Origin of the sequence: uncultured Algoriphagus sp., from assembly GCF_963974365.1 — a bacterium.
Lineage (GTDB): Bacteria > Bacteroidota > Bacteroidia > Cytophagales > Cyclobacteriaceae > Algoriphagus.
In genome coordinates this window covers 88452-113816 of sequence record NZ_CAXBBX010000001.1, presented here as the reverse complement: position 1 = coordinate 113816, position 25365 = coordinate 88452, and the positions used below count along the sequence as shown (strand labels likewise).

Here is a 25365-nt window from a genome sequence, read left to right as displayed (position 1 = left end):
AAAATCCTGTCTGAAAGAATAATTTCAATCTTCAGAACCACTTTGTAAATCTGACGCCTGGATTACAATCCCATTTCAGGCTTTTTTCCTACCTTTGCCCTTTCCCAAAAATCAAACAAATCCATTGCCCAATGGCTACAAAAAAAATTCAATCTGCTCTAATCTCTGTCTTTTACAAAGACAATCTCGAACCTATTATCGCCCTTTTGAAAAAACATGGCGTAACTATCTATTCTACAGGTGGTACTCAGAAATTTATAGAAGAGCAAGGAGCAGAAGTAATTCCTGTTGAAGAGTTGACAAGTTATCCTTCTATCTTCGGAGGAAGAGTGAAAACCCTTCACCCAACAGTTTTTGGAGGAATTCTATATAGAAGAGAAAATGATGGCGATTTAGCACAAGCTGCAGAATATAATATTCCTGCAATAGATTTAGTCATTGTGGATTTGTATCCTTTTGAGGAAACTGTGGCGTCTGGAGCTTCTGAGCAAGATATTATTGAGAAAATCGATATTGGTGGTATTTCTTTGATCCGTGCTGCAGCGAAGAATTTCAAGGACGTAACCATCATTGCGTCCAAAGATCAATACACAGAACTGGAAGGAAGACTAACTACCCAAGACGGGGCAACTACTTTGGCTGACCGTCGTTATTTCGCAGCTCAGGCATTCCAGGTTTCTTCCAACTACGACACCCATATTTTCAATTACTTCAACCAAGCTGAAAACATTCCAGCGTTGAAAGTGTCAGAAACTAAAGCAAAAGCACTTCGTTACGGAGAAAACCCACATCAGAATGCCCATTTCTATGGAGATATGGAAGCACTTTTCGATCAGTTGAACGGAAAAGAGCTTTCTTACAACAACTTGGTAGATGTGGATGCAGCAGTGAATTTGATCGCAGAATTCAAAGGGGAAACAGCTTTTGCAATTTTGAAACATACTAACGCTTGCGGAGTTGCCTTAGCTCCAACTGTAAAAGAAGCGTATCAGAAAGCTTTTGCGGCTGACACAACTTCTGCTTTCGGCGGTGTGTTGATCACAAATCAAACAGTAGATAAGGATGCAGCAGAAGAAATGCATTCCTTATTCTTCGAAGTCTTGATCGCTCCAGATTTCACATACGAAGCGCTGGAAGTATTGACCGGCAAGAAAAATAGAATTTTGCTTAAGCAGAAAATGGATCTTCCTGGTACTAAAATGATCAAAACCCTTCTTAACGGAGTGATCGAGCAGGATAAAGATTTGGCAACTGAAACAAAAGCTGATTTCACAGTGGCTACTAAAAAAGCTCCAACAGAAGCTGAGCAAAATGCCTTAGTATTCGCAGCAAAAATCTGTAAGCACACCAAATCAAATACGATCATCCTTTCTAACAGTGATCAATTGTTCTCAAGCGGTGTGGGTCAAACTTCCAGAGTTGATGCCTTACTTCAGGCAATTGACAAGGCAAAAGCATTCGGCTTTGACCTGAATGGCGCAGTGATGGCATCTGATGCCTTTTTCCCATTCCCAGACTGTGTGGAGATCGCTGGAAAAGCTGGAATCACAGCGGTAGTTCAGCCTGGCGGATCTATCAAAGATCAGTTGAGCATCGATTATTGTGACGAAAATGGCATTGCAATGGTGATGACCGGAGTGAGACACTTTAAGCATTGATTTATTAACCTTTGGGGTTTTTCCAACCCCGAAGGTTTTTCTTTCATATTTAATCCTTCGAGGTTTATAAACCTCAAAGGATGGTTCTCAAGACCTTCTGAGATTAAGTTTTCAGAAGGTCTTTTTGTATTGCTTAAGCCTTAAAATCAAAAACTTAGTGAGTCTTGGTTTTTGTGAGAATTTATAAAACCTCTATGTTTTGATTTAAGTTTAAAATGTAATTTGTACTATCTAATCGAACTACTATGGATGTATCCGAACGAATTAAGAAAAATCTGATTTCCAGAATTAAAGAAACTCAGGACATCGATCTCTTAAAAGACATTGAATCTATTTTTGATTCTAAAAGTGATGAGGTGGTAGATTTAACTGAAGATCAATTGAGAGCTATTGAAACCGGACGTAAACAAATTAATAATGGTCAATTCAAACCTCATCAACAGGTAATATCTGAAATGAAAAAATGGCTAGAAAGCAAATAGTTTGGTCTGACTTAGCTTCAACTGAACTAGCAAGCATTTTAGATTTTTATACTGTTCGTAATGGTAGCAATAGATATAGTTTAAAACTTTTAGATGAGATTGAAAAAGTAGTAAGTGCTTTGATCGATAATGAGCAGCTGGGTAGATTAGCTACAAATAAGTTTACTAGGATTTTACCTTTCAAATATTACTTGATTTTTTTTACGAAGTAAATCACCATCAAATAGAAATCGTTTCGATTTGGGATAATCGTCAAAACCCTGAGAGAAAAAAAGTTTACTGATTTTCTGTACTTAATTTTACAATTCAAGTAAAAAGGTTAAAACCAATAAAATAAACTGAGATTATTTATACATATCTCATTTTTTCACAAACTTTCATTTCCCCATTTGAAACTGCTATTTTGCAGCCTGAATCAATTTTGGGCTTTTCCCGTTCTTGATTCTTGATCCTTGAATCCTGATTCTATAAATGAAATCGCATAATTTAAAGCTATACAACACTCTTTCCCGCAAGAAAGAGAACTTCGAAGCAATCAATCCGCCATTTGTAGGCATGTACGTCTGTGGACCAACAGTTTATGGAGACGCTCACCTTGGACATGGTCGGCCCGCTATCACTTTTGACACAGTCAATCGATACCTGACTCATCTCGGCTTTAGAGTTCGATACGTGCGAAACATCACAGATGTAGGTCACTTACAAGGTGATGCAGATGAAGGTGAGGATAAAATCGCGAAGAAAGCTAAGCTAGAGCAGCTGGAGCCGATGGAGGTTGCCCAGCAATATACGGACAGCTACCATAGAGACATGGCGCTTCTCAATACCTGGAAGCCGAGCATTGAGCCTCGTGCGACAGGACATATTCCTGAGCAAATCGCTTTGGTTGAGGCTATTCTGAAGGAAGGCTTGGCCTATGAAGTCAATGGTTCTGTGTATTTCGATGTGTTGAAATACAACGAAACAAGCAACTACGGCAAACTTTCTGGTCGTGACTTGGAAAACCTGCTAAGCGGAAGTCGTACGCTAGACGGACAGGATGAAAAGCGAAATTCGGTTGATTTTGCATTATGGAAAAATGCTTCCCCTGAGCATCTCATGAAGTGGGATTCTCCTTGGGGTGTTGGTTTTCCTGGTTGGCACTTAGAATGTACTGCGATGAGTTCCAAATATTTAGGAAAGCAATTCGATATACATGGTGGCGGGATGGATCTTCTTTTTCCTCACCATGAATGTGAAATAGCTCAGGGAAACGCATGCAATCATAAAGACCCAGCGAAGTATTGGATGCACAATAACATGATCACTATCAATGGACAAAAGATGGGTAAGTCTTTGGGTAACTTCATCAACCTACAAGAGCTCTTTACCGGAAACCACAAACTTCTGGATCAGCCATATAGCCCAATGACGATCCGATATTTCATACTTACGGCTCACTACCGATCTACCTTGGATTTTTCCAATGAAGCACTTCAAGCTGCGCAAAAAGGCTATAAAAAACTGATCAATGGTCTTAGAATTTCTAAGCTATTGAAATATGAGGCAGGTGAGGCTGAACAAGATGAGGAGCAAATCAAGCAAGTAGAGCAAATCATCTCTAATGCTTACCGGGCGATGGACGATGATTTCAACACTGCACAAGCGATTGGACACTTGTTCAATTTGCTGAAGAAAATTAATTCCATGTACACTGGTCAACTAAATCCAGGGGTATTTGGAGAGGAAGTATTCTATAAATTGATTGAAACCTTCAGCACTTTCGTCTCAGACATTTTGGGACTGATCGAAGAAAAATCAGATAGCCAAAACGAGATGTTGAATTTACTTTTACACTTGTATACTGAGGCAAAAACCGCCAGAGACTATGCAAAAGTAGATGAAATCAGAGCTGGGCTGAAATCCCTGGGATTTGTAGTGAAAGACATGAAAGATAAAATTGACTGGGCATATGAAGAATAGATTTTGGTTAATCAGCCTAATGGCACTTGCTTGGGCATGTTCTAGTCCTGAAAAGAAAGCTGAGACAGCAGTAGAGGTTCCGGCCAAGCCCTACCCTACTTTCTCAGCTGATTCGGCATATGCTTATGTGCAAAAACAAGTGGATTTCGGGCCAAGAGTTCCAGAAACTGAAGCTCATGAAGCAACTAAAAACTGGCTTTTGACCAAGTTTGAAGGTTTTGGCTTTACAGTGGAAACACAGGATTTCGAAGCGAAGACTTACGATTTTCTTACTTGGGGCTTAAGTAATATTATTGCATCGTATAATCCAGAGGCTACCAAAAGGATACTTCTTGCAGCTCACTGGGATACTAGAAGAATCGCAGATAAGGATACCGACAGACTCGATGAGCCTATCGATGGAGCCAATGACGGGGCAAGCGGTGTTGGGTTGTTACTTGAAATCGCCCGTGTGATTGGGACTCAGGAGTTAAAGCCAGATGTAGGAATCGACATTATTTTATTCGACGGTGAGGATGATGGAGAGCCAGAAGGTATAGAACAGAGGAACAATGAGCAGGATTTCTGGTGGTGTCTAGGATCCCAGCACTGGTCCAAAAACAAGCATAAGGCGAATTATTCAGCCTATTATGGGATTTTGGTAGATATGGTCGGAGCAAAAGGTGCTCGATTCTACAGAGAAGGGTATTCCCGTCAATACGCCTCAGGAATTCTTAAAAAAGTATGGGATAATGCAGCAAGAATCGGTCAAGGTGATTTCTTCATCTACAAAGATGCTCCTGAGATTTTGGATGATCATGCTTTTGTAAATCAGTTTGGTAAAATCCCGATGATCGATATCATTGAATTTTCTCCTGACTTTGGCTTTGCCCAATATCACCATAAGCATAGTGATACAATGGAGATCATTGACCGCAGAACCTTACAAGCGGTAGGAGAAACTGTTTTATTTACCGTTTACCAAGAGTAAAAGCTTATCTTTCCATCTTAGAATCGTCCAATTTGGAAGATTTGAAGTGATAGTTAAATGATTTTGCCCCATGAAGAAAGGTCATCAGGTTACGATGAAAGAAATCGCCAAGAAATTAGGCGTTTCTGTATCGACTATTTCCAGAGCATTGAAGGATTCTCCAGAGCTTCATCCTGACACTAAAAAGCGAATAGTGGAAATGGCCAAGGAGATGAATTATCAACCAAATCTCCTGGCGCAAAGCCTAAGAATAAGCCGTACCAATACCTTGGGAGTCATAGTTCCTGAGATCACTTCCCACTTCTTTGCTTCTTGTATTTCAGGGATTCAAGATTATGCCAATAAGCGTGGTTATAATGTGATGATTTGCCAATCCAATGAAATGCTGGAGCTTGAAAAAACAAATATCAGAACCTTGGTTGCCTCTCAGGTGGATGGCTTACTCATTTCCCTTAGCCGTGAGACAAACACGTATGATCACTTGCTTGATTTATACAATAGAGAAATTCCTTTTTTACTTTTTGACCGCGTGAATGAAGACATCCCGGTGTCCAGAGTCACTTTTAATGATGAAGGAGGAGCTTATCAAGTAACCAAGCACTTGCTGGAGACCGGCTGCAAACGTGTGATGTATGTATCTGGTCCAGAAGAATTGTACATCAGCAAAAAGCGGAAAGAAGGATACTTACACGCGTTGAATGAATTTGGGATAAAACCAGAACCAGAATTGATAAAAATCTCTGATCTCACTACTGAGGGAAATATCCAAATAGGAAAGGACATTGCAGAAATGAAAGCACGGCCGGATGGCGTATTCTGCATGATTGATCCTATAGCGTTAGATATTCTAGCGTATTGGAAATCTATCGGAATCAAAATTCCTCAGGATATGGCTTTGGCAGGTTTTACAAACAACCCGTCCTCTGCAGTAGTAGAGCCCCCACTTACTACAGTTGCCCAGCCTGGCTATGAAATGGGCAAATTAGCAGTTACTCATCTTCTCGACCAATTGGATGGTCAAGCGTCAGATGACCCTATTTCCATCGTGCTGGAGACCACCTTACTTCCACGCCAATCGACCAAAGAACTTCAAATTAATGAAAGATAAAATTGCCCAAACCTTTGACAATCTCTTTGGAAGTAGGCCTATTGTGGCATTTGCACCAGGAAGAATCAATTTAATCGGAGAGCACACAGATTATCAGGAAGGATTAGTATTTCCAGCAGCTATAGAGCAAGGGATCTGGGTAGGTATTCAGCAAAACGAACTTTCTTCCTGTCGTTTATACTCAACTGATTTCGAGGAAGAGTTTGTTTTTGACATCAATTCATTCTCTCCCAAAAAAGGCCACTGGGCAAACTATACCATGGGAATGGTTTCACAATTCCAGCAAGCCGGTTACAACCTGAAAAATTTTGATTTGGCTTTTGGTGGAAACATACCTGCATCTGGATTATCCTCATCAGCAGCTCTTTCAGTGGCAATTGGTACTGCTTTGACAGCATTGTTTCAACTCAATATTCCCAAAAAGTCCCTTGTACTCTACGCTCAAAAATCCGAACATTTATTTGCAGGAGTGAAATGCGGCATAATGGATCCTTACGCATCTGCTTTTGGTGTAAAAAACCGTGCCTTGCTCCTTGATTGCCGTTCGAATACACATCTAGAAATAGCCGCAGAGTTTGCAAATCATTCCCTACTTCTAGTCAACTCCAAAGTAAAGCACAATCTTGCCGATTCTGCTTATAACAAACGAAGGGAAGCTTGCGAAGAAAGTGTTAGACTTATTCAGAAAAGTTATCCGAAGGCAATTACACTTAGAGACATCCCAGTAAAAGACCTTGAGAAAGTGAAGCAAATCTTGCCTGAGGATCTTTTCCCAAAAGCTAAACATGTGATCACTGAAATTAACAGAGTGAAATTAGCTTCAAATGTGCTGAAGAATAATGATCTAAATGCCTTTGGAGCCTTGCTCAAAGAATCTCATAGAAGCTTGAGTGAAGACTTCGAAGTAAGCTGTGTTGAGCTAGATTATCTGGCTGAGCAATCGTGGGAAATGCCTGGAGTACTAGGTTCCAGAATGATGGGTGGAGGTTTTGGCGGATGCACTATCAATCTGATTTCCAATGCTCACTTGGATAAATTCCAATCAGAGATTTACACTAAGTTCAAATCTAAATTTCAAATAGAAGCCGATTTCATACCAGTCGCACTTTCCCAAGGTGCCAGAATTTTAGCTTAACAAACCATTTACACTTCCTATTGTTTCATTAAGACAATAGATACTATATTTATCAAAAAAATCCTCATTTTGCACACTCATCTCTTTATTGAGTTCTTTTACCTAAATACCCGAAAATCAGAAAACCTATGAATTTCCTAAAAAACCTAAGAAGCCTTATGCTACTTGGTCTGATTACAAGCATAGCTTTCTGGAGTTGTAATTCCCGCTCTGGAAAACCAAAAGTGCTAGTATTCAGCAAAACAGCAGGGTATCATCATGAATCCATACCTACTGGAATAGCTGCTATTCAAAAGCTAGGATCTGAAAATGGCTTCGATGTAGACACCACTACTCAATCTTCTAAATTCAACGAGGATAATCTTAAACAATATGCTGCAGTAATTTTCCTAAGTACCACTGGAGATGTACTAAATCATATAGAAGAAGCTGATTTTGAGCGATATATTCAATCCGGAGGAGGATTCGTAGGCGTGCACGCAGCGGCAGATACTGAATATCACTGGGGCTGGTATAATAGACTCGTTGGTGGATATTTCATAGATCATCCAGGCATCAATGACCCCAATCCGAATGTACAAGCCGGTCAAGTACATGTGGTAGATAAAGGAAACGCCTCTACTTCATTCCTACCATCTCCATGGGAAAGAACTGACGAATGGTATTCTTACCAAAAGATGAATCCGGATGTTAAGGTATTATTGACGTTAGATGAGGACTCTTACAAAGGTGGATTTGATATGGGTGAGCATCCGATCGCATGGTATCATGACTACGATGGCGGCCGTGCATGGTATACTGGCGGAGGCCATACCAATGAATCCTATTCTGAGGAATTATACCTCAAGCATCTATCCGAAGGGATAAACTATGCAATAGGCGGCAATAAAGAGCTGGATTATTCAAAAGCAAAAAGCAAAAGAGTACCGGAGGAAAACAGGTTTGAAAAGACAATGTTATCCACTGGATATTTTACTGAGCCTACAGAGTTAACTGTGCTTCCTAATCTCGATGTATTGGTTTCACAAAGAAGAGGTGAAATTTTACTTTACAACAGTCAAACTAAAGAGATTGAAGAAGTAGCAAAATTAGATGTGTATTGGAAAACTTCTGTACGTGGTGTGAATGCTGAAGAAGGTGTCCTAGGAATACAGAAAGATCCAAATTACGCTGAAAACAAATGGGTATATGTGTATTATGCACCAACAGAAAAAGAGGTAAATCGTCTTTCTAGGTTTACTTTTAAAGATGGGGTTTGGGATATGGCTTCGGAGCAAATTATCCTTGAGCTTTATTCCCAACGAGATATATGCTGCCACACGGGCGGTTCAATCGCATTTGGACCTGATGGAGACTTATTTCTATCCACAGGTGACAACTCCACACCATTCAATCAATCAAATACATCTTTCGTCAACAGTGGATATGCTCCATTGGATAGTAGGGATGGAAACAAGCAGTTTGATGCGAGAAGAAGTTCTGGAAACGCAAATGACTTAAGAGGTAAAATTCTTAGAATTCAAGTAAAAGATGACGGAACTTACGATGTCCCTCAGGGCAACTTATATGCTGCAGGTACTGAAGGAACTAAACCAGAAATCTATGTTCAGGGACTGAGAAATCCATACAGAATTGCTGTAGATCAGAAAACTGGCTTCTTGTATTGGGGAGAAGTAGGGCCAGATGCAAATAATGACAGCACAGAGACTCGTGGTCCTCGTGGGTATGATGAAATTAACCAAGCTCGTAAAGCAGGTCATTTCGGATGGCCATACGTCATCGGTAATAATTTCCCTTATCGCCAATATGACTACTCCAACGGCTCCTCTGGTGAATTGTACGACATAAACGGTCCAACGAACGATTCTCCAAATAACACTGGAATGAAGCAATTGCCTCCTACCCAACCGGCATTTATCTGGTATCCTTATGCAGAATCTGCAGAGTTCCCAGCTTTAGGCACAGGTGGTCGAAATGCCATGGTGGGTCCTATCTACTATTCTGAAATGTACACGGATGAAAATAAATTACCTGACTACTTTGATGGTAAACTGATCATCTATGACTGGGTAAGAGGATGGATCAAATTAGTGAGCATGACTGATGCGGGCGATTATGACAAGATGGATCCATTTATGCCAAACACTAAATTCAATGCGCTCATCGACATGGAGATGGGACCTGACGGGCATATTTATGGATTGGAATATGGAAATGGTTGGTTTGCCAAAAATCCAGATTCTGGACTTTTCCGCATCGACTACAATGGTGGAAATAGAGCTCCTGTGGTAAGTGAAATCAATGTAGATAAGACTTCTGGTTCAAATCCACTTACTGCCACTTTCACAACTGAAGCATCCGATCCTGAGGGAGATCCAATGACATACACTTGGGATCTTGGAAATGGTGAAACAACAACTACGGAAGAGCCGACTCTTACGCATACATTTAATACTGTCGGTGAATATGCAGTAAATGTCACTGCAAGTGATCCAAGTGGGCTGAAAGGGCAAGGCATACCAGTTTCAGTATATTCAGGTAACGTAGCCCCAGAAGTTTCCATAGCGATAGAAGGCAATAAAGCATTCTATTTCCCAGGAAAGAAAGTAGCCTATAGCGTGGCAGTAGCAGATGAAGATCATCCAAATGCCTCAAGTGACTTAGGTAATGTGATCGTGAGTGCTGACTATTTGGAAGGTTTGGATCAAGCTGAAGCCAATCAAGGTCACAAGATCATGACGGACGCGATGGTAGGCAAATCTTTGGTCGCTTCACTTACTTGTAAAACTTGTCATAAAGAGGCTGAAGCTTCCATAGGTCCTGACTATACTAGTGTAGCCAAAAAGTACAGTGAGAAAGATATCCCTTACTTGAAAAACAAAATCAGAAAAGGCGGAGGAGGCGTATGGGGAGAAACGGCCATGCCTGCGAACCCAGATCTTCCTGAATCAGAATTGAATGCGCTTATTAGTTACATCCTTTCTCTTGACCAAGAAACTCAAGCCAGTCTTCCTAGCGCAGGAACAGTGGATCCAACGATGGGTAAAGCTGCTACACCAGCCGGCATCTTGATGATTAGCGCTTCTTATACAGATCAAGGTGGAGAAAACATTAAGCCACTGACAGGATATGATACCTACTTCTTATCGAGCAATACTGTCGATCTTGGAACAGCCGGCGAACTTGAGGGAGGTTTCAGTAAAATGGCTTATGGAGGCCAGAATCTATTAATGGTTCCTGCTACTCAAGCTTCATTCGCCATCTCCAAAGTTGATTTAACAGGTATTGAATCTGTGACTTTCAACACTGCTGCTATGGCAAAGTTGACGGATGGTTTTGTATTCGAACTCCGACTGGATAGTCCTGATGGCCAAGTAGTAGGTAGCAAAGAATATATCCAAGGAACTAGAACTGGCCCTGACGGAGCTCCAGGGTATGAAGCATTTACTATTCCAGTGACTGGTACAGCTGATGGAAAAATTCACAAGTTATATATCACTTCCAAAACTATTAAAGGAGGCGAACCAGGAACATTTGTCCTTGCTGGCTTAACCTTCAACGCGAAATAGACTACCAAACACTATAAATCAGAAAATCCAACCTCGATTTCGGGGTTGGATTTTTTTTGAATATCTGAAAGAAATAAATCCCAACAATATGGGATATCTTGTAGCACTCAAATTATAATTTCCGTTATGTCTTCGAAACCATACTTTTAAAAAACGATGAGAAACTTCCCACGATTACTGTTACTTAGCCTTTTTGGAGCCTTTTTACTGACCTCCTGCCAAGAAGATGAAAAACCAATAGATAACTCTGATCAAATAGTAGGCTATTGGGAAAAAAGCATCAATTCCGGTGAAAATATGATATTGACCCAATATTTCACCTTTTTCGATAATGGAACATACAATTCATCAAGCGTCTACTTTAACGCAGAAACAGATGAACCATTGGGTTATGCTGGTAGATCAAGTGGGGAATTCACCTTGCTAGACGACCAACTTTCTATTATGCATAATCTGATTTATGGAGTTCCCCAAGATTCTGATGAGATTTATGTGCCAAATAATCAGCTAGTATTAACTAATAATGAATTCACAGAGGAAATGAAATTACAGGAAGTAAAAGTGGAATTCTCTGAAGACAAGATGATCTGGATTTATCCTCCTTGTGGCCCACTTGAAAACTGTATTGGATCTCAGGAATTTGAGCGATATACTCCCATACAATTCTAAGGGCTAAAAACTATGTATAATCTAAAACCCCCATTTTTCAAACTAGAAAAATGGGGGTTTTGATTTACATACACTCTAAAAAGGTTAAGAATTTTCAATACCTATTCTACTACTTCATCGGAGAAAAAGGCAAGGTCTTAAAGAACACCGCATCTACTTTCTCCACGATTTTTCCGTCAGCCTCAGACGCTTCTTTAGCTTTTACCCATGCAGGGTCTTTAGCGAAATTCTGAAAATCCCGTTCAAATGAAGCCTGATCCGAATCTGCTAATAAATACACCAGTTTTGGTTGGCTTCCATCCTTCTCCACCGTCACCCAATATGGGTAATTTCGTAAGCCCTGTTTTGCAAACAAATCCTGTGTGTGATCATTGAATCTCCTGATAAGATTATCTAATCGCCCATCGAAACAGGTATAAATTCTCAACTGAAAAACTCCACTTGCCTGCGATTTTGGAGTATCATTGAGCCCTTGTGCCAATTTCATAAATGTCTGATCCACACTTTTTACCAAAGCGCCATCTACGCGTGATTCCTCGAAGACTTTTTTCCACTCTGGGTCATTCATAAACTTCCCCCACATCACATCTCTTGATTTTTCGTCAGGGTAGCCAAGTATATAAGTCAAGGAATTATCGGTGTTATCTACCGGTAAGAAATAAGCGATATTTTCCATTCCACTCTTTTCAAAAAGTGCCAATGTGTGATCTTCAAACCTCTTGATCAAATCGGGCAATTTTCCTTCATTGGCATAGTACTTTCTGATTTCAAAATACGTCGAACTGCTACCGCTCAGTTGCTGAGCAAAACCAGTGTAGGCAAAAAGTACTGCAAGCATACTTAAGAATAGTTTTTTCATGGATACTGAGTTTATAGAGAAGTGTAATTATCTGATCACAATTGTAGCAAATGGCGGTATAGAAAGCCTATTTCTTCCATGCTTTCCAAAGCGCAGGGAGCATCACCACAAGAATTATGAGTAACCCAAAGGTCTCCCTGGACTCTTCCATGGATTGAGTCTTCATACTAAGATTATGCTGCTGCACTTCCTCAGAAACCCATCCGCCCACATCTCCTTGCCAATAATAAATAGCACCTAACACACAAGCAATAGCAAGTATTGTCAATGGGATTTTTGGAAAAATACCTCGTGTACCAAGAATGCAAAATATGATAGCAACACCATAAATACTTACCCAAACCTCTGGATCTGGATCATTAAACTGCCAAAAGGCAAAAAGGGCAAAGATGAATATCCATAGCCCAAAAAAGATTTTATTAAACTTCATATTAGTTAAGGGTTTATCCAAAACTACAGAAAACAAAGAAAATTACTTACTTTGAGTAGACTTCAATCCTATAAATTATTCTATAGGTATATCTGCTTTTCTGTCAGAAAGATGGCAAAAACAATTTAGGATAGGTTAATCTCAAAAATTGAGGCCATTTCAGCCTGTCCCGCCAGTGCGGGAGTCATCGGTCTTCCGACCAGCTAAGCAAAGGATCTAAGGTGATTGGCATCATTGCGTATAATCATATCCTATATATCTTTGAGTAAGCGTTAAAACGATGGGCACGTATGATTTTTAAATTCTTTCAAATTAGAGCAATTACCTGGAAAGCCCTGCTCCTTCTGAGTTTCTTTTACGCTCTTACCACTACTCTATCGTCAGCGCAAACAGAGCTAGACACTATCCCTAAGGTGGAAGTGGTAGAGAAGAAGTTTCCTGTAGTCTTATTTACAGACACCCTATATTATATCAGCACCAATCTTGGCCCGTATAGTGCTGCCGAAAGAGCTGCTAGTCAAAGCAATAAATTGGCGATGCTGTCAGAGAATGATGAGCTCGACACAACACTATTGAAGTCGTATAATGACACGATCGAAGTTGAGATCATGCATGGAGAGTTAATCATCTCTACCATCACCCAAGCTGATGCTAAACTATCGGGTAAGGACAAGGAAAAGCTAGCCGAAGAGCATATAAAAGCTATCAAAGCAAGTTATCACACCCATCATGGAGAAAAAAGCTTAACTAAAAACCTTATTAGAACGGGGATCCTGATAGGAATTTTTATAGTCCTGTTTTTCTTGGTGAAATTAATCAACAAAGGCTTCAATACCCTCATTGATTTCATCCTTCGGAAATGGCACAACTATTTCAAAGGAGTCAAAATAAAGGATTTTGAAATTCTATCTGCTCATCGAGAAGAGAAGCTGTTCTTTTTGATCATGAGAGGAACTAAGATTCTTTTGATAACCATCCTTCTTTACCTCTCATTACCGATCATCTTCAGTATTTTTCCTGCTACCAAAGGAATAGCCACCACATTACTAGCCTATATCACCTCTCCACTCAAGGCGATATTATTTGGGTTTATTGACTATTTAGATGAGCTTTTCATGATACTGGTGGTGACATTCATTACCTATTATATTGTAAAAGCCATAAACTTAATCTCTGCTGAAGTCGAAAGAGGTACTTTATCTATTCCTGGCTTTTATCCTGAATGGGCAAAACCAACATTTAATCTGGTTAAGATTATTGTTATCGCCTTTTCTTTCATAGTCATTTTCAATTACCTGCCCTTTTCTGACTCTCCAGCCTTCCAAGGAGTAAGTGTGTTTCTTGGATTATTGATTTCTTTGGGCTCATCTTCAGCTATTAGCAATATCATCGCAGGATTAGTCATCATCTACATGAGAGCATTTAAACTCGGTGACAGGGTCAAAATCGGCGATACTACAGGTGATGTGATCGAGAAAACCATGCTTGTCACAAGACTTCGAACCATCAAAAATGAGGAGGTAACCATCCCTAATGCCTCTATCCTCGCTGGCAAAACGATCAACTACTCAGTCGAAGCCAATGGACCTGGTCTGATCCTTCATTCTACTGTCACCATCGGGTATGATGTACCTTGGAGACAAGTTCATGAACTTTTGATAGGTTCCGCGTTGAATACAAACTTGATTTTGAAAGCCCCATCCCCATTTGTACTGCAAACCAGTTTGGATGATTTCTATGTCAGCTATCAAATCAACGCATACACTGTCAATCCTGAAAAAGCAGCTGTCATCTACTCTGACCTCCACGCTTTCATCCAGGATGCGTTCAATGAAGCTGGCGTAGAGATAATGTCTCCCCATTACCGAGCAGCCCGTGACGGCAATCAGATTACTATACCTCCTACTTATTTACCAGAAGGAAAAATTAGCCCATCTAACACTACCGATGATAATTCTGATAAATCCGAAGACCAATTACCCTCCTAGCCACACATGCTAACTCTTACTCAGAGCAAATCATCCGATGATTTGCAAGGGATCATAGCGCTCCAACGTGCAAATTTAAAAGCATTAATTACTGTAGAAGAGAAAGACGCTCAAGGCTTCGTTTTTGTCCAACACTCCTTAGCGGATTTACAGAAACTTGATGCTATAGAAAGCCAAGTAGTAGCCTTAGATGGGGATAAAGTCGTTGCCTATATTTTAGCGATGACGAAAGCCTCCAAATCCGATATCCCGCAGCTAATCCCAATGTTCAATCAATTTGACCAAGTAGTATATAATGGGAAAAAGGTGAGTTCATACAACTACTTGGCAGTAGGGCAAGTGTGCATAGGTAAAGAATATCGTGGCAAAGGACTTTTTGAGAGCTGCTATGGGTATTATCGGGAGGTTTTCTCGGGAAAATATGATTTTGCCATCACCGAGATTTCTACATCTAATCTTCGATCTCTAAGAGCTCATCATCGCGTGGGATTTGAAGGAGTTCATACCTTCCACGATGGTGTGGAGGAATGGAATATTGTGATTTGGGATTGGTGAAAAAGTCTTAAATAAGCAAAAAGGGAAACCCTCTTACGAACGTTTCCCCTTCTCTAATTGATGACCATAGTCATCGAATAGAGCCAAGCTACTGTTTAAGACGTTTCCTCCAGTTACCCGGATTCATAATAATGATTTTCAAACCTAACCCTTCTAAACTTTGAAGGCTTCTATCAACACTTCTGTGGTTTCCCATTTCAGACAAAGTCCCGTAGGACCTTGACCATTCATAGTTCAAGTTGAATTTTCAATCCTTATCCGAGATTGTATTCCCGGTCTTATTATCTCTTACTTGGTTTAATAAATATCTTCTTAAATTCGCCCAAAGACAACTTTTTGCCCTCTTAGTTCCCCACCATCTTTGCACCAAATTATATTCTAAATCAACAGCGTTATCAACCCTAAACACATGGCTGTCAACTTGTTGTTAACATTTCAATAGAATTTTTCATAAAATCAAAAGGCAGGAACTTCTTACTTGAGTTTTATTCGCATCAAGAAGGCATCTGCAGTCATGTACAAATACTTTTCTTCGCTATCGAAAGCACAGTTTGCCGTGCCCTGACCAGTCAGTATAGTCCCCAAATGCTCACCCTCAGGGCTGATAACCAAAATCCCTCCAGGTCCAGACGCGAAGAGTGTTCCCGAACTATGAATAGCCATTCCATCAGGTAATCCAGGTCGCTCAGCCCCAATTGCTGAAGTAGCATCAAATAGAACTTCTCCACTTACAATAGTAGCATCCTCACTGAGCTCATAAGCATAATACCTGGCCTTAAGGGGATCAGATTGAGCAATGTAAAGCGTTTTTTGATCAGGACTAAGACCTATACCATTTGGCCGTGAAAGGGTATCCAAAAGCAAATTCAGTGTCCCATCTTTGTCCAGTCTATACACCCCTTGAAAATCTAACTCTTTGGGATCCCAATCATCCAATCCATAAGGAGGATCCGTGAAAAAAATCTGACCCGTCTGATTTAAAACGAGGTCATTAGGACTATTAAATTTCTTTTTTTCATAATCACCTACCAAATGAATAAACTCCGGAGTAGGTGTAGAAATTGGAGAATTCATCAGCGCAAGCCTTCTTTCACCATGTTGACAGAGAATTAAAGAGCCATTTTGATCCAAAGCTAAACCATTGGCTCCAGGTTCTTTCTTATTAGTCTCAGACCCCAAATACCCTGATGGCTCTAGGAAAAGGCTTAGACTATCTGCCTCCGTCCACTTCCATATTTTATTGGTTGGAACATCGGTGAAGATAAGGGCATGTTGATCTTCTAACCAAAGCGGACCTTCCGACCACTCGAATCCAGAAGCAATTACCTCAATTTCTGCTCCTTCGGGGATCAGCGTGGTTAGCTGGGATTTCAATCTCTCTACAGAACCTACAGTCTTATAAGTCACAGTAACTGCTTCGGTTTCAGAAGCAGTCTTCGGAGCTGAACAGGCTAGCAAAGAGCTAATGAAAACTAATCCTAGTGTATTTCTCATTATGTTATCTTTCATTAAAAAGAACTCAAGTAACTACTAATATGAATCAATTTCACCAAAACAGGATACAAAAGGACACTCTAATCGGTTAGTCTGGCTATTTTTAATATATAGATAGTTATATCAGTAAATAGATTGGGTATTGAGAGGCGGAAATAATTTTCCGCCTTTCTACGTTTTTGCCTCACTTTCTCTCTGCAGGCAGCAAACCAAAAATTGGATTTGAGGAATGAGAAGAATCCATCAATTCTACTAATTCCTTTACTTTTTCAGGATTTTCTGCCGCAACATTATTCTCTTCGCCTATATCAACACTTAGGTCATATAATTCAACGGTAGGATTTTCACTTCCAAAAACCTGAAGTTTCACAGCTTTCCATTTCCCTTGACGTACAGCTTGCTTTCCGCCTTGCTCATGAAACTCCCAATACAAGTATTCATGCTCCTTCTGATTCTTTTGCTCGAGCATCGCAGGTAAAAAGGAGATCCCATCGATGTTTTTAGGAACTTCAGCTCCTGCTACTTCCGAAAAAGTGGGTAGCAAATCCCAGAATGCTGAAATATGATCACTCTGAGAACCCGCCTTGATTTTCCCTGGCCACCATGCAATCATAGGAGTACGAACTCCACCTTCATACAAATCTCTCTTGTGCCCTCTAAATGGCCCATTGCTGTCAAAAAAATCAGGATCAGCTCCACCTTCCTGATGCGCGCCATTGTCCGAAGCAAAAATGATTAGAGTATTTTCAGATAAACCTAACTCCTCCAGTTTGGCTAGCACCTCTCCTACATATACGTCCATTCTCTCTACCATCGCTGCAAAGGCAGCATGTGGAGTAGGATGAGATTGGTAAGCAGAGATGTTCAAATCAGGACCATACTCAGAACCTTCTCTCGTAGGGTAGGCCTTCTCTTTCCCAAACTTAGCTCTGTACTTTTGAATAAGCTCATCTTCAGGCGCGGCCAATTCTGCGTGCGGCATGACAATAGGCATAAACAAGAAGAATGGATTGTCCTTATTGTTTTCGATAAACGTGATGGTCTCTTTTTGAATCACATCTGGTGCGTAGATGGCTTTTTCTACCCAACCATTTCCTTCCAGCACCTTCTTTTCGCTATTGCGCCAAAGGTGTGCAGGATAATATCGATGTGCATAGCGCTGACAGTTGTACCCATAAAACTGCTCGAAACCTTGCTGATTTGGATCTCCAGTGGTCCCCACAAATCCTAACCCCCATTTCCCAAAGGCACCTGTTTTATATCCGGCACTTTCCAGCACTTTAGCAACTGTAGCAACAGAATCCGGCATTGGATATTGCCCCTCAGGCTGGACTTCTCTATTACCTCTAATCGGCGTATGACCAGTATGCAATCCTGTCAGAAAAGACGATCGGGATGGCGCACAAACTGTAGCTCCAGAATAATGATTGGTAAAAAACATCCCTTCCTTTGCTAGGCGATCAATATTTGGCGTTTCTATGTATTCCTGTCCCAGAAATCCCAGATCCCCATATCCTAGATCATCTGCAAGAATAAAAACGATATTAGTCTTCTTTTCTAGTTCTACTTCCTTTTTCTCTTTAGTGCTACAGCTAGAAAGAGCAAAGGAAAAAGCTAGAAAAATCAGCTTCACTGGTACTGCATAGGGTTGTTTCATAGCCGAAGATAATAAGTTTTTCTTCTGGCTAAAAAATGGAAGAATAGGATTTAACCCCTCTTTCCTGAACCAATTTATTGCGAATCATAAGGATTCTATATGCTTCCAATGGTTCGGCAGCACCGCCGGATCGCACCCGAGCTTCACACACCAACGGTCTCACATCTGTTAAATAGGCCATTTGAAGGATTTCTTGGGCCTGGGAACACTCCCCATTTAGCTGGCATTCATTCAGCCTTTCTCGATCCACAAGCATCGCCTTCGCATAGGCAATAGTGATCGTTTCCAAGGCTTGTATTAAATCGACTAAGGGATCTTGCGTATTGTAACTCGCATCTATCATCCATGAAATACTTTCCCAAGCTTGGGCTTTATCCATATCTCCGCTTATCAATTCACAAAAAATCAGGAATAACTGATATGGCTTGATACTACTTGGATTGAGATCATCATCTCCATATTTGCTATCATTGAAGTGAAAGCCAGCAAGTAGATTTTGATGCATTAAGGTTGCTACGATCTGCTCTACATTCGTTTTAGGTAAATGCTGACCAAGATCTACCAAAACCTTGGCTCTTGACCCCAATCTTTTGGCAAGCATAGAAGAGGTACCCCAGTCCGGAACTACTGTATGGTAACAATTGGGCTCGTATGGCTTATATTCTAGCATCAAATCCCAGTCCGATGGCATGAATTCATAGATTTCGCGAAGAGATTCTTCCGTCCATCTGAGTGTGCTCCTGAATTTGGATTGACCCGGAAAATTACTCCCGTCAGCCATCCAAACAGTCAAGCCCTTGCTCCCTAGTTTTTTCCCAATAGAGATTACATCCTCATTATGAGCAATCGCTTCATCTCTAATTGCTTTATTTGAATTACCCAACGAGCCTAATTTGGCATAAGCTTTTTGATTTTCATCTTGGGAACTCGTACTATTCATAGTGTCGAATTTTAGACATAATTCATTGGCCAAATCTTTCACTTCCTGAAAATCATCTGGCAAATCCCAGGGGATATAAACCGACACTGAGTTAGTCTTGCAGGTGAGCTGCTGCAAAAGCCCAATATCCTCCAATTTCTCTGCTAGATTTCGTGGCTCTCCGCCCGTCCTAGATCGCTTGGCATTGGCGCGACCGTTGCCTAGAGCAGCACTTGGAATAGCAATCTGAAATTCTTGAATATTGCGTATGATCTCTTCAAAATCCATTGGCTGCTTAGAGAATCGCTCACGCAAAAGATCTAGAGATCGAACATGAAAGTCAGTTGAAGAAAATGATGCAAGTTGGTCCTCTGAAATTCTCATTCTTAATACGATTGTTGTGTGAATACTCTTTTTGGTCAATTTAGGGGCAATTCAAAAAAGCTCATGATCCCTTTGAACGCCTAAAATTTGCTTTTTAGATTGATTTTTGAACTTTGAAAAGGAGATGTAAACAGCTTGACCACATTACAATTGTTATTACCCTTTACTCTCTAATTTCTAGCCGACTGCTCAGAAAACACCCCTTAAACACATTTCTAAGTCGAATTTCCATGAACAGAAAATTTAATTATCCGACGAAACTCCCTCAATTTAACCTATCAAAAAACAGGACTAATCCAAATTTATGAATCAAGCAGCTTGAGCAGTTCCCTGTACTTTTTCATAATTCTGTACAAAATGGCAACCAACTTAAGCCCTCAATTTTAAAAAATTGGTAAAGCGAATTTTATATTATGTGTATTCACAATGGCGCAAGTCACCATAAATTCTTTGCTTATCAGATAGAAAGACGGATGACTCCCGCACTGGCGGGACAGGCTGAAGTGGCCTCAAATCTTAAGTCTAACAGATCTTACATTGCTTTTGCCACCTTACTGGTAGAAAAGCAGCTAGTTTAATATTATAATAATGGAGTGTCTAAATCAAAACTTCATGCATTACCGACGTCATACTTTGTAAAGACAGTTCCTAACTGATTTTTATGGATAATGCTAATTCCTTTTTAGATTGGGAATCCAAAATTTAATTTGAGTTCCTCTGAAATAGTTCAAGAAATTAACTTGTAAGAGTTTATCTTTTTCAGAAAGCCAAGGTGCTACCTCTAGACAAAATTATATTTTGAATTAAAGATATTAAACTACATAAAAACCCTTATTGTAACCATTTGCAAAATATAAATACTAAAATCAATCGTTAACATTGATGAAAAATCTTTAGTATTCAAGACAGCACAGGATACCTGAGGTAATCTTTTCTCCCATATTCACTATCAGAACAATCTGCTAAACGCAATGAGCATAACAACACAAAACTTTAAGCACGTAAGTTACCTCTGGAATGATGCCGTAGCATCTAAGCTCGAGGGCAAAGAAGTTGATCTTCTTATTTACCGATCTAATATACTCGGAGCAGATCTGAGAATCACCAATTATGGTGGTGGGAATACCAGCTGCAAAACCTATGAAGCCGATCCACTCACTAATGAGCAGGTTGAAGTAATGTGGGTAAAAGGTTCGGGTGGAGACATCGGAACGTTGACTAAAGCTGGTTTAGCTGGTCTGTACGTTGATAAGCTACGTGCCTTAAAAGGAATCTACAGAGGTTTGGAGTTTGAGGACGAAATGGTTGAGCTTTTCAACCACTGCATCTATGACTTAAAGTCCAAAGCTCCTTCTATTGACACGCCTTTACACTCATTTTTACCCTTTAAGCACATAGATCACTTACATCCGGATGCTGCGATTGCTATTGCTGCCGCAAAAGACGGAGAGCAAATCACTCAGGACCTTTGGAATGGTCAAATCGCGTGGGTGCCATGGCAAAAACCAGGTTTCGATCTTGGTCTTCAACTGAAGCAAGCGCTGGACGATAACCCGGGAATCCGCGGCATTATGCTCGGTGGACATGGGCTTTTCACTTGGGGTGATACCGCTTACGAATGCTATATCAATAGCCTGGAAGTGATTGAAACAGCTTCTGAATACTTAGCTCAGAATTACGGTAAGAAACGACCAGTATTCGGAGGTGAGAAAGTACAGTCTCTTGCTCCTGAGCAGAGAAAAAGCCAAGCAGCAAAACTTGCTCCTCTATTGAGAGGTCTTGCATCCTCTGAGAATCTGATGGTTGGAACCTTTACCGATGCTCCTGAAGTACTTCAGTTCATCAACAGCCATGATTTGAGTAAGCTAGCTCCTATGGGAACCAGCTGTCCAGATCACTTCTTAAGAACAAAGATTTCTCCCTTAGTAATGGATATCCCTGCAGATGCAGATCTATCTGATCTTGCGGCGATTAAAGAGCAATTGGAAGCAGCTTTTCAAGCTTACCGCGAAATGTATGCTGATTATTACGAAAACCACAAACATCCAAATAGCCCAGCTATGCGTGACCCTAACCCGGTAATACTTATCTGGCCAGGTGTGGGAATGTTCAGCTACGCAAAAAATAAGCAAACCAGCCGTGTAGCTAGCGAATTCTATATCAATGCTATCAATGTAATGCGTGGTGCTGAGGCCGTATCCGAATACGTTTCATTGCCACTACAAGAAGCATTCAATATTGAATACTGGTTGCTAGAAGAAGCAAAACTTCAAAGAATGCCAAAAGAACAACCACTATCTAGAAAAGTGGCTTTGGTCACAGGTAGTGCAGGAGGAATTGGCTTGGCAATCGCAGAGAAATATATCCAAGAAGGCGCCTGTGTAGTAGTGACTGACATCGATGGAGACAGACTTCAAACCACTGGTGAAGCCCTATTGAAAAAATACGGGAGAGATGCGTTTTTAACTGTAAAGTTGGATGTGACTAATGGTGAAAGCTTGGAGGCTGCGATAGAAGCGACTTGTCTTCAGTTTGGAGGAGTGGATATCATGGTGAATAATGCTGGAATTTCTATAAGCAAGTCTTTTGAAGATCACACAGATCAAGACTGGGACAGACTGAATGACATCTTGGTGATGGGTCAATATCATATCTCCAAAGCTGGAGTGAAAATCATGAAGCTTCAAGGTCATGGTGGAGACATTGTAAACATTGCAAGTAAAAATGGCTTGGTAGCCGGTGCAAAAAATGTGGCGTACGGCACTGCCAAAGCAGCACAATTACATATGTCAAGATTGATGGCGGCGGAATTGGCGGAAGACAAAATCAAAGTCAATGTAGTGAATCCAGATGCAGTGATCGAAAACTCAAACATCTGGGAAGGTGGATGGGGTGAAAACCGCGCGAAGGCCTACGGAATTGAAGTAAAAGACTTGCCACAATTCTATGCAAATCGTACCCTATTGAAAGAAAGTGTTAAAACAAGTGACATTGCAGATGCAGCATTTGTCTTCGTAAGTGGTCAGCTTGGCAAAACAACAGGTAATATGCTGAATGTAGATGGTGGATTGGCCGCTGCATTCCCAAGATAGCCTATGTATTAATAAACCTCGATTCCCTCTAGTTCCCCCACAATAACCCAGAATGCTATGTTAGTTGACAAATCTGAAAGAATCCACACGGATTCTAGAACTCCTAAGTATATGCAAGTAGTCAATCTTATTCTTGACGATCTTGACAGTGGCAAGCTCAAAATCGGAGATAGAATACCTTCTATCAACGAAACCAGCTTTGACTTTCTCCTATCGCGTGACACGGTAGAAAAAGCCTACAATGAGCTTCGCGATCGTGGAATCATCACTTCAGTGAGAGGCAAGGGATTCTATGTAAGTTCTACTAACATGGCTAACAAATTAAAGGTGTTATTGATATTCAATAAGCTGAGCTCCTACAAGAAGATTATCTATTATTCAATAGTGGAGACATTAGGAGACCAAGCGACGGTGGATCTGCAGATTCACCATTACAATCGCACGATTTTCGAAAACCTGCTGGAGCGCAACTTGGGGAACTACAATTACTACGTCTTGGCACCACATTTCTTTGATGAGCAGAATCATCCGGAAACGTGCTACGACCTCATCCAGCAAATTCCTAAAGATAAACTCCTGATCATGGATCGTGATGTAAAAGGTCATGAAAATGAATTCCCAGGAGTTTATCAGGATTTTGCAAGAGACATTCTCGAAGCATTGGAGTCAGGTATTACACATTTGAGAAAATACTCCAGATTGATTCTTGTTTTCCCAAAAGGAGACATGTATCCTGTTGAGATCATTGATGGCTTTAAGCGTTTTTGCTTCTTCCACAATTTCAATAACCTTATCCTTGATGGTATTGATGATGAGCCACTTTACGAAGGAGATTCCTTCATCGTATTGGCAGAAACAGATCTCGCAAATATTGTAAAAAAGTCCCGTGAGCAAGCCTTCCAACTAGGAAAAGACATAGGAATCATCTCGTATAACGAGACTCCATTGAAGGAAATTCTGGCAGAAGGTATCACGACTATTTCAACTGACTTCGTCGAAATGGGAACTACCATTGCAAATCAAATCTTGGGAGAAGAGGACAAGATGCCTCTAAAGAGTCCATTCAAAATGATCATTCGAAAATCGCTTTGATAGCGTAGCTATGAGTAAAATTCCAGTAACGGCTGTTTTTGACATCGGCAGGACGAACAAGAAATTCTTTCTATTTGACGAAAATTTAACCGAAGTACACAGTTCCTACATACGTCTAGATGCTATTCCTGATGAAGATAATTTCCCAAGTGAACCGCTGGCACCACTGGAAGATTGGATGCTGAAGACCTTTAAGGAAGCATTGAAATCACCGGACTATCAGATCAAGCGCTTGAATTTCTCTTGTCATGGTGCATCATTCGTGCATACAGATGAAAATGGCCTTCCTGCTACACCACTTTACGATTACCTGAAACCATTTCCGGAAGATCTATTAAAAAGATTTTATGCTGAAAATGGTGGTAAAATGACCTTCTGCAGAGCGACTTCCTCGCCTCCTTTGGCGATGCTGAACTCAGGTCTGCAGTTATACTTTATCAAATACGCCAAGCCGGATTTCTTCAGGAAAATCTCTCATTCCTTCCATTTCCCACAATACCTAAGTTTCCTCTTTACTGGAGAGATGGTGTCGGATTACACGAGTATAGGCTGTCACACAGGACTTTGGGACTACGAAGCAAATGATTACCATGAGTGGGTAGACAAGGAAGAAATCAGGAAGCTACTTCCTCCAATAGTACCTGGAAACACGCTTCTGAAGACGAAACCAGAACTCGGAAATATCCCTTGTGGCATCGGTGTCCATGATTCTTCATCGGCCCTACTTCCTTACATCAAGCAGGAAGAGAAACCTTTTGCTTTACTTTCGACTGGTACTTGGTCGATTTGCATCAATCCATTTAACAAAACTACCCTCACCAAAAAAGAGCTTAAGAGTGACTGCTTGCAGTTTTTGAGTATCAAAGGGGAGCCAATTAAAATCTCGCGATTGTTCATAGGAGAAGAGCACAAATACCAAATAGAAAAGCTCTATGAATATTTTCAGATGCCTCAGGGCACGTATAAGAAACTGAAATTCAACGCAATGCTTTTTGAAAAAGTTAGAGATTTTACTGAAAAGCGTATACATTTTCAATACCTCAAGCCGGAAGACTATGGCTTAGATCAAGCCAACGAAAGTAATTTTGCAGCTTTTCAGGAGTTCAATGAAGCGTATTACACCTTTATCCATGAGCTCACAGAGCTGCAAACAGCCGCAATAAAACTAGTCATCGACAATGCCCAAGTAGGCCGACTTTTCATCGACGGCGGCTTCAATGCCAACGATATCTTTGTGGAGATGCTTCGCAAAAAACTACCGGAATTGACCATCATCCCAAGTGATTTCCCGAATGGGTCCGCATTAGGGGCTGCTATGTTGGTATCAATGGAATAGATGGCT

The 25365-nt window shown here is 40.6% G+C and carries 19 protein-coding genes; 14 read left to right on the top strand and 5 right to left on the bottom strand.

The window, feature by feature from the left end; all coding sequences use genetic code 11:
* Positions 1-131: 131 nt before the first annotated feature.
* From purH to AACZ87_RS00440, 8 genes are all read left to right on the top strand, one after another.
* On the top strand, positions 132-1658 hold the full coding sequence (purH, locus tag AACZ87_RS00475; RefSeq protein WP_339863794.1) for a bifunctional phosphoribosylaminoimidazolecarboxamide formyltransferase/IMP cyclohydrolase: 1527 nt from the start codon (positions 132-134) through the stop codon (positions 1656-1658).
* A gap of 245 nt (positions 1659-1903) precedes the next feature.
* Positions 1904-2140: a hypothetical protein gene (locus AACZ87_RS00470; protein WP_339863792.1), complete on the top strand. Its 237-nt coding sequence runs from the start codon at positions 1904-1906 to the stop codon at positions 2138-2140.
* Positions 2141-2611: 471 nt separating this feature from the next.
* Positions 2612-4102, top strand: coding sequence for a cysteine--tRNA ligase (gene cysS, locus AACZ87_RS00465; RefSeq protein ID WP_339863790.1), 1491 nt, complete (start codon positions 2612-2614; stop codon positions 4100-4102).
* Complete coding sequence (locus AACZ87_RS00460; RefSeq protein ID WP_339863788.1) at positions 4092-5072, top strand: M28 family peptidase; 981 nt, start codon at positions 4092-4094, stop codon at positions 5070-5072. The genes cysS and AACZ87_RS00460 overlap by 11 nt, the downstream gene beginning before the upstream one ends.
* Positions 5073-5142: 70 nt before the next feature.
* Positions 5143-6180: a LacI family DNA-binding transcriptional regulator gene (locus AACZ87_RS00455; protein WP_339863786.1), complete on the top strand. Its 1038-nt coding sequence runs from the start codon at positions 5143-5145 to the stop codon at positions 6178-6180.
* Positions 6170-7315 carry a galactokinase gene (galK, locus tag AACZ87_RS00450; protein ID WP_339863785.1) on the top strand — a complete coding sequence of 382 codons (1146 nt, stop codon included), beginning with the start codon at positions 6170-6172 and terminating at the stop codon, positions 7313-7315. The genes AACZ87_RS00455 and galK overlap by 11 nt, the downstream gene beginning before the upstream one ends.
* Before the next feature lie 128 nt (positions 7316-7443).
* Positions 7444-10884 (top strand): ThuA domain-containing protein, encoded by a 3441-nt coding sequence (locus AACZ87_RS00445; protein ID WP_339863783.1) that lies wholly within the window; start codon positions 7444-7446, stop codon positions 10882-10884.
* 156 nt (positions 10885-11040) lie between these two features.
* Positions 11041-11553 carry a hypothetical protein gene (locus AACZ87_RS00440; RefSeq protein WP_339863781.1) on the top strand — a complete coding sequence of 171 codons (513 nt, stop codon included), beginning with the start codon at positions 11041-11043 and terminating at the stop codon, positions 11551-11553.
* A 109-nt stretch (positions 11554-11662) separates the two neighbouring features.
* Here AACZ87_RS00440 and AACZ87_RS00435 read toward each other — a convergent pair whose 3' ends face one another.
* On the bottom strand, positions 11663-12412 hold the full coding sequence (locus tag AACZ87_RS00435; protein WP_339863779.1) for an NIPSNAP family protein: 750 nt from the start codon (positions 12410-12412) through the stop codon (positions 11663-11665).
* A 67-nt stretch (positions 12413-12479) separates the two neighbouring features.
* Positions 12480-12842 carry a transmembrane 220 family protein gene (locus tag AACZ87_RS00430; protein WP_339863777.1) on the bottom strand — a complete coding sequence of 121 codons (363 nt, stop codon included), beginning with the start codon at positions 12840-12842 and terminating at the stop codon, positions 12480-12482.
* Positions 12843-13132: 290 nt separating this feature from the next.
* On the opposite strand from AACZ87_RS00430, the gene AACZ87_RS00425 reads away from it, so the two are divergent.
* Both AACZ87_RS00425 and AACZ87_RS00420 read left to right on the top strand, forming a co-directional pair.
* Positions 13133-14830, top strand: a complete 1698-nt coding sequence (locus AACZ87_RS00425; protein ID WP_339863776.1) for a mechanosensitive ion channel family protein — start codon at positions 13133-13135, stop codon at positions 14828-14830.
* A gap of 6 nt (positions 14831-14836) precedes the next feature.
* Positions 14837-15385 (top strand): GNAT family N-acetyltransferase, encoded by a 549-nt coding sequence (locus tag AACZ87_RS00420; RefSeq protein ID WP_339863774.1) that lies wholly within the window; start codon positions 14837-14839, stop codon positions 15383-15385.
* A gap of 474 nt (positions 15386-15859) precedes the next feature.
* Here the strand turns inward: AACZ87_RS00420 and AACZ87_RS00415 are convergent, their stop codons facing one another.
* From AACZ87_RS00415 to AACZ87_RS00405, 3 genes are all read right to left on the bottom strand, one after another.
* Positions 15860-16879 (bottom strand): SMP-30/gluconolactonase/LRE family protein, encoded by a 1020-nt coding sequence (locus AACZ87_RS00415; RefSeq protein WP_339863772.1) that lies wholly within the window; start codon positions 16877-16879, stop codon positions 15860-15862.
* A gap of 184 nt (positions 16880-17063) precedes the next feature.
* Entirely contained in the window at positions 17064-18536 is a 1473-nt protein-coding gene (locus AACZ87_RS00410; RefSeq protein WP_339863771.1) for an arylsulfatase, read from the bottom strand.
* 28 nt (positions 18537-18564) lie between these two features.
* Positions 18565-19839, bottom strand: a complete 1275-nt coding sequence (locus AACZ87_RS00405) for a sugar isomerase (protein WP_339863769.1) — start codon at positions 19837-19839, stop codon at positions 18565-18567.
* Between the two features lie 413 nt (positions 19840-20252).
* Between AACZ87_RS00405 and AACZ87_RS00400 the strand changes: the two genes are divergently transcribed.
* The 4 genes from AACZ87_RS00400 to AACZ87_RS00385 all read left to right on the top strand — a co-directional run bounded on the left by AACZ87_RS00400 (position 20253) and on the right by AACZ87_RS00385 (position 25359).
* Entirely contained in the window at positions 20253-20417 is a 165-nt protein-coding gene (locus AACZ87_RS00400) for a hypothetical protein (RefSeq protein WP_339863768.1), read from the top strand.
* Positions 20418-20810: 393 nt separating this feature from the next.
* On the top strand, positions 20811-22931 hold the full coding sequence (locus AACZ87_RS00395) for a bifunctional aldolase/short-chain dehydrogenase (protein WP_339863767.1): 2121 nt from the start codon (positions 20811-20813) through the stop codon (positions 22929-22931).
* Between the two features lie 57 nt (positions 22932-22988).
* Complete coding sequence (locus AACZ87_RS00390) at positions 22989-24023, top strand: GntR family transcriptional regulator (RefSeq protein ID WP_339863765.1); 1035 nt, start codon at positions 22989-22991, stop codon at positions 24021-24023.
* A gap of 10 nt (positions 24024-24033) precedes the next feature.
* Positions 24034-25359, top strand: a complete 1326-nt coding sequence (locus tag AACZ87_RS00385; RefSeq protein WP_339863763.1) for an FGGY family carbohydrate kinase — start codon at positions 24034-24036, stop codon at positions 25357-25359.
* The last annotated feature ends 6 nt before the right edge of the window (positions 25360-25365 follow it).